Annotated in this window: 9 protein-coding genes; 7 read left to right on the top strand and 2 right to left on the bottom strand. The window is 65.9% G+C overall.

All coding sequences use genetic code 11. The annotated features are described in order from the left end of the window. Positions 1 to 225 precede the first annotated feature (225 nt). From scpB to truB, 7 genes are all read left to right on the top strand, one after another. A complete protein-coding gene (gene scpB / locus PNO31109_RS13215) occupies positions 226 to 1,491 on the top strand; it encodes an SMC-Scp complex subunit ScpB (RefSeq protein ID WP_150555964.1) in 1,266 nt (421 codons plus the stop codon). Positions 1,492 to 1,646: 155 nt separating this feature from the next. Continuing rightward, entirely contained in the window at positions 1,647 to 3,407 is a 1,761-nt protein-coding gene (locus tag PNO31109_RS13210; protein ID WP_370750228.1) for a pseudouridine synthase, read from the top strand. Between the two features lie 369 nt (positions 3,408 to 3,776). After that, the gene (gene rimP / locus PNO31109_RS13205) at positions 3,777 to 4,235 is read left to right on the top strand and encodes a ribosome maturation factor RimP (protein WP_039410682.1); all 459 of its coding nucleotides are present in this window, start codon (positions 3,777 to 3,779) and stop codon (positions 4,233 to 4,235) included. Further along, positions 4,232 to 5,707, top strand: a complete 1,476-nt coding sequence (gene nusA / locus PNO31109_RS13200; protein ID WP_150555962.1) for a transcription termination factor NusA — start codon at positions 4,232 to 4,234, stop codon at positions 5,705 to 5,707. Before rimP ends, nusA begins: the two co-directional genes overlap by 4 nt. Before the next feature lie 80 nt (positions 5,708 to 5,787). After that, complete coding sequence (gene infB, locus PNO31109_RS13195; protein WP_150555961.1) at positions 5,788 to 8,739, top strand: translation initiation factor IF-2; 2,952 nt, start codon at positions 5,788 to 5,790, stop codon at positions 8,737 to 8,739. A gap of 83 nt (positions 8,740 to 8,822) precedes the next feature. Continuing rightward, entirely contained in the window at positions 8,823 to 9,248 is a 426-nt protein-coding gene (gene rbfA, locus PNO31109_RS13190) for a 30S ribosome-binding factor RbfA (protein ID WP_150555960.1), read from the top strand. Positions 9,249 to 9,486: 238 nt separating this feature from the next. After that, positions 9,487 to 10,473, top strand: a complete 987-nt coding sequence (truB, locus tag PNO31109_RS13185; RefSeq protein WP_150555959.1) for a tRNA pseudouridine(55) synthase TruB — start codon at positions 9,487 to 9,489, stop codon at positions 10,471 to 10,473. 224 nt (positions 10,474 to 10,697) lie between these two features. Here the strand turns inward: truB and PNO31109_RS13180 are convergent, their stop codons facing one another. Together PNO31109_RS13180 and PNO31109_RS13175 are read right to left on the bottom strand one after the other, a co-directional pair. Then, positions 10,698 to 11,192, bottom strand: coding sequence for an acyl-CoA thioesterase (locus PNO31109_RS13180; RefSeq protein ID WP_150555958.1), 495 nt, complete (start codon positions 11,190 to 11,192; stop codon positions 10,698 to 10,700). A gap of 532 nt (positions 11,193 to 11,724) precedes the next feature. Continuing rightward, entirely contained in the window at positions 11,725 to 13,275 is a 1,551-nt protein-coding gene (locus tag PNO31109_RS13175; RefSeq protein ID WP_150555957.1) for a DHA2 family efflux MFS transporter permease subunit, read from the bottom strand. Positions 13,276 to 13,310 lie beyond the last annotated feature (35 nt).

The following is a 13,310-nucleotide window of genomic DNA, read 5'->3' as shown; positions in this document are numbered from 1 at the left end:
TTTCAGTAATAATTGCGCACATACCGGACGTCCGTCTCGCCGCACTATCGGCCTGGGCGTTTTCCCGGCAGGTCGTTTCGAAGCATCCTGGTCGCGCCGCCGTCACTACGACCGAACACAAACGGGCGCGCGCTTATGCGAAGCGGTTGCGACCGTTTCCCGTGTTCCAAGCATCCATTTATTCCTGATTCCGGGTTGCCAAGCCCCCGGTTTGCTTAGTCGCACATGAATACCCAAGAGGCGAAAATCGTCCTCGAGACCGCGTTGATCTGCGCGCAGGAGCCGCTCAAGGTCGGTGACCTGCGCAAGCTCTTCAATGACGCCGTGTCCAGTGACACGGTGCGCGCGCTGCTCGAGGAAATCCGCGTGCAATGGGATGGCCGAGGTGTGGAATTGGTGGCGCTGGCCACCGGCTGGCGTTTCCAGAGCCGTCCGCGCATGCGCGAATACCTTGATCGCCTCAATCCGGAGAAGCCGCCGAAGTATTCGCGCGCCGTGATGGAGACGCTGGCGATCATTGCGTACCGTCAGCCGGTCACGCGCGGCGACATCGAAGAGATTCGCGGGGTGACCGTCAACACGCAGATCATCAAGCAGCTCGAAGACCGTGGCTGGATCGAGGTGATCGGTCATCGCGACGTGCCGGGGCGTCCCGGCCTGTATGCGACGACCAAGGCGTTCCTGGACGATCTGGGTCTGCGCGCGCTCGACGCGCTGCCGCCGCTCGAAGACCCCGCGGCACAGGCGCAGATCGATCTGCTCGCGCAGCAGAACATCGAGTTCGGCGAGCGAGCCGAGGGCGAGGATGGCGATGAGGCAATGTCCGAAGACGTCCCCGTGGCCGATGCCGACGCGCTCGCGCGTCTGGCCGAGGCCCGCGCGGACGACCTGCCGCTCGCGCAGGGCTTGCCCGAAGATCAACGCGCACCGGTGACGTCGCCGGCAGACGACGCGCTCGCCGAAGCGGCCTTGCTCGACGCCGCGCTGGCCGAGGGCGAGACCCCGCGGGCTGTCGGTGGTACGCCGGGTGCGTCGGATGGGCCGGGCGCCGAGGCAGATTCCGCCGTTGCGGCGTTCGATGCGGAACTCGCGCCGGCGACGCACGTCAGTGAGCAGATCGGCGCTGCGAACGGCCACGCTGGTACGGACATCGATAGGGACGGCGAGCGCGATGCGCAAGCCGTGCATAGCGATGAGCCGTCTCGGGATGCCGAGGGCGAGGCCGGCCAAGAAGATGTCGCGCCGGGCGCCGGGCATGAGGAATTTTCCGAAGAATCGGGAACTGCGGTGCCGTCTGGTGACGAGCTGCCGCAAGATGCGCAGAACGTGACGACGCTGACGGCGGATCCCGTCGCGTCGGCAACGCAGGAGGTGTCCCCGCACGCTGCCGACTCGGCGGCGAATGAAGCCGCTGCCGGACAGCCCATGTCCGACACGACGAATGACGACGAGAACCGCGGGGACGACAAGAATCTCGTCACCGGCACCTGAGGCGCCGGCGCACTTGCGCCGTGCGCACGCTCGAGGCCGTTTGCGATAAGAACGAAGTCGCGGCAAGCATTTGCCGCGCATTCATGGTGCGAACACGGATCAGGGCAGCGACTTACCGCCTGCTCGCAACGATCCCGTTTTCCAATGAGGTTGTGTTGAAACAAAACGAAGAATCCCAGGACCTGCACGCACGCGATGCCGGTGCCGAAACGCGCGCGCCGGAAGGCGAGGGCGGCGATGAAAAGGCGTCGCGCCGCGGCTTGCGTCGCGGTCCGCGCAGTCTGATCGCCCGCCGGCGTGCGGCCCAGCAAGCCAAGCGCGAGGGCGACGACGGCGAGTCGTTGGCACCGGAGGCAACGCAGCATGCGTCGTCCGGCGAGAGCCTCGACGGCGGCGCTGCACTCAACGAAGGCGCGCCGCAGGCTGCGCAAGGGCGTGGTCGCAACGCCGCCCGCAAGTCGCGTGGCGGCAAGCGCGACGGCGCAGGGCAATCGCCGCAGGCGGGGGGCGCGGGCGCCAATGGTGCCAATAGTGCCAATAGTGCCAGTGGCGCCAACGGCGCCAACGGCGCATCGCCGCGTGGCAAGGGGCAAGGCGCCGGCAAGGGGCGTGGCCGCAAGGGGGCGCCCGGCGGCGCCCGCGGCCCGCATGGCGCCCAGGCAGGCAAGGGCGACGGCGACGACCTGTTCGCTTTCGTGACCTCGGGCGGCTTCGACAGCGAAGAGTCCGACGCTGACGCCAAGGCTGCGGCCAAGCGCGGCCGCCGTCCCGCCGAGCGTCGCGTGCTCTCGCCCGACGACGAGGCGCCGAAACTGCACAAGGTGCTTGCCGAAGCGGGCATGGGGTCGCGTCGTGAGATGGAGGAGCTGATTCTCGCGGGGCGTGTGTCGGTGAATGCCGAGCCGGCCCACATCGGCCAGCGCATTCTGCCGACCGACCAGGTGCGCATCAACGGCAAGCTGGTCAAGCGCCGCATCACGAGCAAGCCGCCGCGCGTGCTGCTCTATCACAAGCCGGCCGGCGAAATCGTCAGCCATTCGGATCCGGAAGGCCGCGCTTCGGTGTTTGACCGTCTGCCGCCGATGAAAACGGCCAAATGGCTCGCGGTCGGTCGTCTCGACTTCAATACCGAGGGCCTGCTGATCCTCACGACGTCGGGCGATCTGGCCAACCGCTTCATGCATCCGCGCTACGGCATCGAGCGCGAATATGCGGTGCGCACGGTCGGCCAGTTGAGCGAAGCGTCGCGCCAGCAACTGCTGCGCGGCATCGAGCTGGAAGACGGTCAGGCCAACTTCCTGCGTCTGCAGGACGGTGGCGGCGAAGGCTCCAACCATTGGTATCACGTCGCGCTGACCGAAGGCCGCAATCGCGAAGTGCGTCGCATGTTCGACGCCGCCGGCCTGATGGTGAGCCGCCTGATCCGTACCCGTTATGGCCCGCTGACGTTGCCGCGCGGCCTCAAGCGCGGTCGCTACGAAGAGCTCGACGACGCACAGGTGCGTTCGCTGTTCGCGGCGGTCGGCATGAAGATGCCGGGGGCGGGCTCGGACGAGAAAGGCAAGAGTGGTCGCGGCGGCAAGGCCGGGGCGCCGAAGGAGCCGCGTCGTCAGCCCGATCCGATGCAAACGGCGTTGGGCGTCTTCGCCCGCGAGCCGGGACAGTCGCGGCGCCCGCGCGCCAACCCGCTCACGGCGTTCGTCGGCCCGAGCGGCGGCTACCCCGGGCAGACGCCCGCGCCCCGCGGCGAGGGGCGTCGCTTTGGCGGCGGCAACGCCGGCGGCGGTTTTGGCGGCCAGTCGCGAGGCGGCAATGTGAACGGTAACGTGAGCGGCAATCGCAGCCGCGGCGGCAACCGTGCGGGCGGCGGCCATCAAGGCAACCGGGGAAATCGCGGCGGGAACCGCTCGCGCTGATCGCGCAAACGTGTTCTTCCGCGGTGCGGCAATGTCGCATCGATGCCCGTCCGATGGGCATTTGCCGCGCCAAGCGTTGCAAACTGGCCCAAAACCATATAAAATCAACGAATAAGCTGGTTTGCGCGTCACACGTTCTGTTGCGGCGCGCACCTCATGCGCAATGAGGCTGTAAGAAATGGGCGTTTCGCCCATTTTTTTTTGCCGCGAGCGTTTTGCGCGGCCGATACCGCCGTGTCGGGGAGTGGGTGTGTCGACGCGGGCACGCCGGCCCGGACGGTCCAGGCGGGTATCGTGCGACGTCCCATGCGGGGCGCGCAACATGTCGGGCGCTGCTGATGCGCGCGAGTTTTTCTAGGGTGAGTAAAGTTGCAATTGCCAGAACTGATCGAGACCACGGTCGAAGGCCTGGGTTACGAGCTGGTCGATCTTGAGCGCGCCGGCGGCGGTTTGCTGCGCGTGTACATCGACAAGCCGGAGGGCATCACGATCGATGACTGCGAGACGGTGAGCCGTCAGCTCTCGCATGTCCTGATGGTCGAGAACGTCAATTACGACCGACTCGAAGTGTCGTCGCCGGGGCTGGATCGTCCGCTGCGCAAGCTGCGCGACTTCGAGCGTTTCACCGGCGCAGAAGTGAGTCTCACGTTGCGTGTGCCGCTCGAAGGCCGCAAGCAGTTCCGCGGCATCCTGCAGGCGCCGCAGGGCGAGAACCTGAGCCTGGAGTTCGAAGGCAAGGGCGGCCCGGCGCTGCTCGAATTCACCCTCGCGGATATTGACCGTGCGCGCCTTGTGCCGCAGATTGATTTTAGGAGTCGCAAACGATGAGTCGCGAAGTATTGCTGTTGGTCGATGCGCTCGCGCGCGAAAAGAACGTCGACAAGGATGTCGTGTTCGGCGCGCTTGAAGCAGCATTGGCTTCGGCCACCAAGAAGCGCTACACCGAAGACGTCGACATTCGCGTGCACATCGACCGTGAGTCGGGCGAGCACGAGAGCTTCCGTCGCTGGCTGGTAGTGCCCGACGAGGCCGGCCTGCAAGAGCCGGACAAGCAGATCCTGCTGTTCGAAGCGAAGGAAGAAAACCCGGCGCTCGAAGTCGGCGAATACATCGAAGAGCCGGTCGAGTCGGTCGAGTTCGGTCGCATCGGCGCGCAAGCGGCCAAGCAGGTGATCCTGCAGCGCATTCGCGACGCCGAGCGCGAGCAGATCCTGTCGGACTTCCTCGAGCGTGGCGAGAAGATCATGACCGGCACGGTCAAGCGTCTCGACAAGGGGAATCTGATCGTCGAATCGGGCCGCGTCGAAGCGTTGCTGCGCCGCGACCAGTTGATTCCGAAGGAAAACCTGCGTATCGGCGATCGCGTTCGCGCGTACATCGTGAAGGTCGATCGCACGGCGCGCGGCCCGCAGATCGAACTCTCGCGCACGGCGCCGGAATTCCTGATCGAGCTGTTCGGCATGGAAGTGCCGGAAATCGAGCAGGGCCTGCTGGAGATCAAGTCGGCCGCCCGCGATCCGGGCGTGCGCGCGAAGATTGCCGTGGTGGCATACGACAAGCGCATCGACCCGATCGGCACCTGCGTGGGCATTCGCGGCACGCGTGTGCAGGCTGTGCGCAACGAGCTCGGCGGTGAAAACGTCGACATCGTGCTGTGGTCGGAAGATCCTGCGCAGTTCGTGATCGGCGCGCTGGCGCCGGCGGCCGTGCAATCGATCGTCGTGGACGAAGAGAAGCACAGCATGGACGTGGTCGTCGACGAGAACGAACTGGCGGTGGCGATCGGCCGCAGCGGCCAGAACGTGCGTCTCGCGTCGGAGTTGACGGGCTGGCAGATCAACATCATGACGCCGGACGAATCGGCCGAGAAGCAGAACGAGGAGCGCGGCGCGCTGCGCGCGCTGTTCATGCAGCGTCTGGATGTGGACGAGGAAGTGGCGGACATCCTGATCGAGGAAGGTTTCTCGAGCCTGGAGGAGATCGCCTATGTGCCCTTGAACGAAATGCTGGAAATCGAAGCGTTCGACGAGGACACGGTGCATGAACTGCGCAATCGTGCGCGCGACGCGCTGCTCACGCAGGCGATTGCCACCGAGGAGAAGGTCGAGGGTGTTGCGCTCGATCTGAAGAGCCTCGAAGGCATGACGCCCGAGCTGCTGGCCAAGCTGGCCGAGCATGAAATTCAGACGCGCGATGATCTGGCCGAACTGGCTGTCGACGAACTGACCGAGATGACCGGTGTCGACGAGGAAGCCGCGAAGACCCTGATCATGAAAGCGCGAGAGCACTGGTTCCAATGATGACCTGCCCCGGCATGCATATGGAACAGTGAACTTTGAAGTTAACCGCAAGGCGCGTGGCCTTGCTTGAAGAGGTTTGAATGGCGAGCATCAACGTAGCCCAATTTGCTGCAGAACTGAAAATGCCGGCCGGCGTGTTGCTGGAGCAACTCAAAGCCGCCGGCGTGGACAAACTCAGCGCCGACGATTCGCTGACGGAAGCCGACAAGGCCCGTCTGCTGGAGCACCTGCGCCGGTCGCACGGTGCTGGCGACGGCGACAAAAAGAAGATCACTCTGACGCGTCGCCAGACTTCGGAAATCAAGCAAGCCGACGCGACCGGTAAGGCGCGCACGATTCAGGTCGAAGTGCGCAAGAAGCGCACCTTCGTCAAGCGCGACGACATCACGGAAGGCGCCGAGAGCGCCGCGGCCGCCGCTGCGGAAGACGAGGCGCTTCGCCAGCGCGAGGAAGACGCACGCCGCGAGGCGGAGCGTCTGGCCGCCGAGGCCGCTGAACTGAAGCGTCGCCAGGAGCAGCTCGAGCGCGAGGAAGCCGAGCGCCGCGAGCGCGAGGAAAAGGAAGCCGCCGAGCGCCGCGCTCGCGAGGAAGCGGAGCGCGCCGCGGCCGCGAAGGCGGCCGAAGAACAGAAGGTGAAGGCTGCCGAGGCGCAGGCCGACGCGCAAGCGGACAAGGCGGCCAAGGCCGACGCCGAAAAGGCCGCGCAGGCCGAGAAGGCTGCCGCGGAGAAGGCGGCGGCTGCCAAGGCGGACGCCGAGCGCGAGCAGGCCCGCAAGGCCAGCGAGGAAGCGCGTGCGGCGGCCGAGAAGGCGAGCGCTGCGGCCGACAAGGCGCGTGCCGAAGAGGAGGCGATTCGCAAGCGCCGTGCAGCGGCCGAAGCGGAAGCGCGCGCCATTCGCGAAATGATGAACGCGCCGCGGCGCGTACTCAAGGCGCCGGAACCGGCGCCGGCGGCCGCGGCGGGCGCCAAGCCCGAAGCGAAGGGCACGCTGCACAAGCCGGCCAAGCCCGAGGGCGCGGCCACGGCCAAGCCGGCGGACAAGAAGCCGGTCACGGCGGCGCCGTCCACGTCGGCCGGCGCGGCGGACAAGAAGGACAAGAAGGGCGGTGCCTGGCAGAAGGATGCCGATAACCGCAACAAGCGCGGCGGCATGAAGACGCGCGGCGACACGAGCGGTGGCGCGGACGGCTGGCGCAGCGGCGGCCGTGGCGGCCGTCGTGGCGACCGTCACGCGCAGGACGAGCGTCAGGCCTTCCAGGCCCCGACCGAGCCGGTCGTGCGCGACGTGCATGTGCCGGAGACGATCAGCGTCGCCGATCTGGCGCACAAGATGTCGGTCAAGGCCGCGGAAGTCATCAAGCTGATGATGAAGATGGGCCAGATGGTAACCATCAACCAGGTGCTCGATCAGGAAACGGCGATGATCGTGGTCGAGGAACTCGGCCACCGTGCGATTGCCGCGAAGCTCGACGACCCGGAGACGCTGCTGGAACTGGGCAACGAGGCGTCGGTGGCCGAAGCGCTGCCGCGCCCGCCGGTCGTCACGGTGATGGGTCACGTCGACCACGGCAAGACCTCGTTGCTCGACTACATCCGTCGCGCGAAGGTGGCGGCGGGCGAAGCGGGCGGCATTACGCAGCACATCGGCGCGTACCACGTCGATACGCCGCGCGGCACGGTGACGTTCCTCGATACGCCGGGTCACGAGGCCTTCACGGCCATGCGTGCCCGCGGTGCGCAGGCCACGGACATCGTGATTCTGGTGGTCGCGGCCGACGACGGCGTCATGCCGCAGACGAAGGAAGCGATTGCTCACGCGAAGTCGGCCGGCGTGCCGATCGTCGTGGCGATCAACAAGATCGACAAGCCTGAAGCCAACCCCGAGCGCGTGAAGCAGGAGCTGGTGGCCGAGGGCGTGGTGCCGGAAGAGTACGGTGGCGATTCGCCGTTCGTGCCGGTGTCGGCCAAGACCGGTACGGGCATCGACGATCTGCTCGAGAACGTGCTGCTGCAGGCCGAAGTGCTGGAACTGAAGGCGCCGGTGGACGCCCCGGCCAAGGGCATCGTGATCGAGGCGAAGCTGGACAAGGGCAAGGGCCCGGTCGCGACGATTCTCGTGCAGTCGGGCACGCTCAATCGCGGCGACATGGTGCTGGCCGGCCAGGCCTACGGCCGTGTGCGCGCGATGCTCGACGAGACCGGCAAGAACGCGAAGGAAGCCGGTCCGTCGATTCCGGTGGAAATCCAGGGGCTGTCCGAAGTCCCGGGCGCCGGCGAAGAGGTACTGGTGGTGCAGGACGAGCGCAAGGCACGCGAGATCGCGCTGTTCCGTCAGGGCAAGTTCCGCGACGTGAAGCTCGCCAAGCAGCAGGCCGCCAAGCTCGAGAACATGTTCGAGCAGATGGCCGAAGGTGAAGTCAAGACGCTGCCGCTCATCATCAAGGCAGACGTGCAGGGTTCGCAAGAAGCGCTGGCGCAGTCGCTCAACAAGCTCTCGACGCCCGAAGTGCGCGTGCAGATCGTGCACGCGGCGGTGGGCGGCATCAGCGAGAGCGACGTCAACCTGGCCACGGCTTCGAAGGCGGTCATCATCGGCTTCAACACGCGTGCGGACGCACTGGCGCGCAAGCTGGCGGAGTCGAACGGTATCGACATTCGTTACTACAACATCATCTACGACGCCGTGGACGAAGTGAAGGCAGCGATGTCGGGCATGCTGGCGCCGGAGAAGAAGGAAGAGATCACCGGTCTCATCGAAGTGCGTCAGACGTTCCGCGTGCCGAAGGTCGGCACGGTGGCCGGCTGCATGGTGCTCGACGGCTTCGTCAAGCGTTCGTCGCACGTGCGCGTGCTGCGCGACAACGTGGTCATCTTCACGGGCGAGCTCGATTCGCTCAAGCGCTTCAAGGATGACGTGAAGGAAGTCAAGTCCGGCTTCGAGTGCGGTCTGTCGGTGAAGAACTTCAACGACATCACCGAAGGCGACCAGCTCGAAGCGTTCGAAATCACGGAAGTTGCGCGTTCGCTGTAACGCGATCTGCCCAACGGAAGTGCAATGGCCCACCGAGCCGGGAAACCGGCGGCGTGGGCCATTGCATTATCAGCGAGTTTGTCATGGCAAAGAAACGTGGCGTTCCGGGTCGGAATCTTCGCATCAACGACCAGATCCAACGCGATCTGTCGGAACTGATCCAACGCGAAGTGAAGGACCCGCGCATCGGGCTGGTCACGCTGCAAAGCGTGGAAGTCACCCCCGACTATGCGCACGCGAAAGTGTTTTACACGACGCTTACCGGCGATCCGAAGCAGACCGGTGAAGCGCTCAACGAGGCGGCCGGCTATCTGCGCAATCTGCTGTTCAAGCGGCTGCACATTCACACGGTGCCGACCCTGCATTTCCATTACGACCAGTCGATTGAACGCGCCATCGAGATGTCGCGGCTGATCGATACGGCAAACGCCACGCGCGCGAAGGACGCGGCGGACGAGGAGGCACCGCGCGGCGCCCGGGAAGACGGCGACGAGGACGACGGCAAGTAAGCGGCCTCAGCCGCCAAAACCGCACCTAAACCGCGCCCAACCCGCGCCCAACCCGGGTCTAAGCCGCGCGCAAACCGCACCTAAGCCAACGTATTGAGTGCCGAAAGGTGCCCAAGGGTGCCGAGGGCGCCGAAGGGCGAAAGTCGATCGCAGACCGTGCGCCGAAGCTGGCCGGCATGCCGCGGCGGCGCGGCGGCGCGGTAGAATTTCCACGAACTCATCAAGCCATCCCCGCATCATGACGGACCCGCGTTCGCAGGCACCCCGCCAAAAACTTCCCCGCTTTGCCCTCGACGGCGTGCTGCTGCTCGACAAGCCGCTCGGCCTGTCGTCCAACGATGCGCTCGTCAGGGCCAAGCGTCTGCTCCAGGCCGTGAAGGCCGGGCATACGGGCACGCTTGACCCGTTGGCCACGGGCTTGCTGCCGCTGTGCTTCGGCGAGGCGACGAAGTTCTCGCAGGACTTGCTTGACGCCGACAAGACGTATGAGGCGCACGTGCGTCTGGGCGAGACCACCACGACAGGCGACGCGGAAGGCGAGGTGTTGCAAACGCGACCGGTGACGGTGGACGAGGCCGCGATTCGCGCGATTCTGCCGCGCTTTACCGGCCCGATTTCACAGGTGCCGCCGATGTACTCGGCCCTCAAGCGTGACGGCAAGCCGCTCTACGAATACGCGCGCGCCGGGCAGACGCTCGAGCGCGAAGCGCGCCAGGTCACGATTCGATCGCTCGAACTGGTGACGTGCTCGCTGCCCGGCGCCGCCGAGTTCACCTTCCGGGTGACATGCAGCAAGGGCACGTATGTGCGCACGCTGGCCGAAGACATTGGCGAGGCGCTGGGCTGTGGCGCTCACCTGCGCGGGCTGCGGCGCACGGCGGTGGGACCGCTCACGCTGGAGGGAGCGGTGACGCTCGAGATGCTGGCCGCCCTCGACCATGCGCAACGCGTGCAGCGACTGGCGCCCGTCGATGCGTTGCTCAGGACGCTGCCCGCCGTATGGCTCGACGAGACGCTCACGAAGCGCTTCAGCCATGGTCAGCGCCTGCGCCTGGACGACGCGCGTTGTCCGCAGCCGCTGCGCGCCTGCGCGTCGGCGCACGACGCGATCGAGGTCAAGGTCTATGCCGAGGCAAGCGATGCCGCCGGCGCCCGCCTGCTCGGCGTGGCGCGGCTCGATGGCGAAGGCCTGCTGACGCCGCAGCGGCTGCTCAAGACGCAATGACACCCGCCCGCGTCGGGCGCGCGCAGCCGTGGAGCATGCAGCCCCGGCCGACCGGCTCCCGGCCCCGCATTTCGCAATGATCGGCGACGGGCGTCGCAACCCTTACCGCCGAAGACACCGAAGATCGCCGCGACGAGACAGCCTTGTGCTGCCGCGCTCTCGGCGTGCGTCAGTCCCGACGTTCGGGGCGTGACGCTCGGGGCGTGGTGTTCAAATCGTGGCGTTCAGATCGTGGCGTTGCCGGGCTTCATGGCGTCGATCGCGCCGAGCGCGGCGCGCACGTCCATGGCGTACTTGGCGAGCGCCTTCTGCTCGTCTGTTTTCGGTTCGAAGGACGGTACGCTCACCGGGTGATTGCTCTCGTCCACGGCGACGAAAACCATCAGGCAGTCGGTTGTCTGGCGCAGTTCGCCCCACTTCGGGTCTCCCGCGTGGACCGATACGTGAATATGCATGCTCGTGCGACCGGTCGCGACGATGCGCGCGCGCAGCTCCACCAGATTGCCCACGAGAATCGGGCGGTGGAAATGGATGTTGCCAACGCTGACCGTCACGCAATAGCGGCCCGACCAGGTGGCTGCACAGGCGTAGGCCACTTCATCGATCCACTTCATGAGCGAGCCGCCATGCACCTTGCCGCCAAAGTTGACGGCGGCCGGCTCAGCCAGGAAACGGAAAGTGATCTCGGAGCGCTCGCTCTGGTTCTGGGGGGTGTTCATGGCGTTCAGTTCAGCAGGGGAATAGGGTCTTTGGCCGGCTCGCGCCAGGCAGCGCGCGGCCGATCGCGCCACGATGATACTGCGAATACGCGAAACGCGCGCCGTCGTTCCGTAGGGCGCCGACGCCCGCTTTCGCGCGCCTTGCCATGTATGCGTCTGTGCGCGGCAATGCTGCGCTCGCCTTCGCGCATTGCCGCCACCGATGCCTTGTACGGCTTTAGGTAGCGCTAGGCGGGTCTAGGCGGTTCTAGGCAGTTCTAGGCAGTTCTAGGCGGCTCTAGACAGCTTTATGCGGTGATATGCATGCGGCATGCGGCTTCGCGCGACCTCATCGACATCGCTGGTGCGCGCAACGGACGAAAAAAACCCCGCCAACGTCAGCGGGGTTCAAGAAGTGCCCGGTAATACAGAGCAGGGCCGGGCACTCGGGGGGAAGCCCTTGCATCAGCGCATCGGCATCAGCGCAACGTGATCGGCCGCCGCGACGAACCGCGGGATTCGCGAATCGGCCGCGCGGCATCGGCGCACAGCGTCAATGAGCCCCGGCCGCGGCGTCGCCGCCACCGCCGCCCTTGATCGGCCGCGTGATCCACACCATCGCGATCATCAGCACGAAGAGCAGCGCCGAGATCCAGAAGATGTCGTTCGCGCCGAGCATCGCCGACTGCTGCGTGACAACGCGATCGAGATAGCCATGCGCCTGCGCCGTGGACATGCCCAGCTGATTGAGCGATTCCACCGAGGCGTTGAACGGCTGATCGTAGGGCGTCAGATGCTCGGTCAGTTGCGCGTGGTGCAGCGTGATCCGGTTGTCCCACACGGTCGTCGCTATGGACGTGCCCACCGCACCGCAAGTGATACGCACGAAGTTCGACAGACCCGCGGCCGCGGGGATGCGGCTCGGCGGCAGCCCCGACAGAATGATGGCCGTGAGCGGGATGAAGAACATCGACATCGGCACGCCCTGCAGGAACGTCGGGATCATCAGCGTGCGTGTATCGACGAGCGTGTTGAAGTGCGAGCGCATCAGGAACACGAGCGCGAACAGCAGGAACGAGACGGTCACCACCCAGCGCGCGTCGAGCTTCGGCAGAAACTTGCCGATCACCGGCGACAGGATGATCGCGAAGAGCCCCACGGGCGCCATCACGAGACCGGCCTCCGTCGCCGTGTAGCCGAGATAAATCTGCAGCCACTGCGGCAGAATGACCAGATTCCCGAAAAAGAGCCCGTAGCCGACCGAGATAGCCACCACGCCACCGGTGAAGTTGATTCGCTTGAACAGCGTCAGGTCGACGACCGGATGCTTCTCGGTGATCTCCCACACGACGAAGAAGCAGAACGAGACGAGCGCCACGAGCGCGAGCATCACGATGGTCGACGAGTTGAACCAGTCGAGCTCCTTGCCCTTGTCGAGCATCACCTGCAGCGAACCCACCCACACCACGAGCAGCGCGAGGCCGATCGTGTCGATGGGCTTGCGATGCGTCGGCGTCTCGCGCTTGGCGTAGATCATCCACGTGACGTAAGCGGCCGCGATGCCGACCGGCACGTTGATGTAGAAGATCCACGGCCAATGGTAGTTGTCCGAGATCCAGCCGCCGAGAATCGGGCCCATGACCGGCGCGACGAGCGTGGTCATGCCCCACAGCGCGAGCGCCATCGAACTCTTGGCGGGCGGATAGCTCGAGAGCAGCAGCGATTGCGACAGCGGAATCATCGGACCGGCGACCGCGCCTTGCAGCACGCGCGCGGCCAGCAGGAATTCGAGCGTCGGCGCCATGCCGCACAGCCACGAGGCGAGCACGAAGAGCAGGATCGACGTGATGAAGAGCCGCACCGCGCCGAAGCGCTCGGTCAGCCAGCCGGTGAGCGGCACCGAGATGGCGTTGGCCACCGCGAACGACGTAATCACCCACGTGCCCTGGCTCGACGAGACGCCGAGGTCGCCGGAGATCGCGGGAATGGACACGTTGGCAATCGAAGTGTCGAGCACGTTCATGAACGTGGCGAGCGACAACGCGATGGTGCCAAGGACCAGCTGGCCCCCCGACAGGGGGCCAGGAGCGTTTTGAGTTGCCATGAGATGTCAAAGGGGGCGGGGCACGCCCCCCTCCG

Source organism: Pandoraea nosoerga (assembly GCF_902459585.1).
In the GTDB taxonomy this organism is placed as follows: Bacteria; Pseudomonadota; Gammaproteobacteria; order Burkholderiales; family Burkholderiaceae; genus Pandoraea; species Pandoraea nosoerga.
This window is presented reverse-complemented; position numbering and strand designations above follow the sequence as displayed.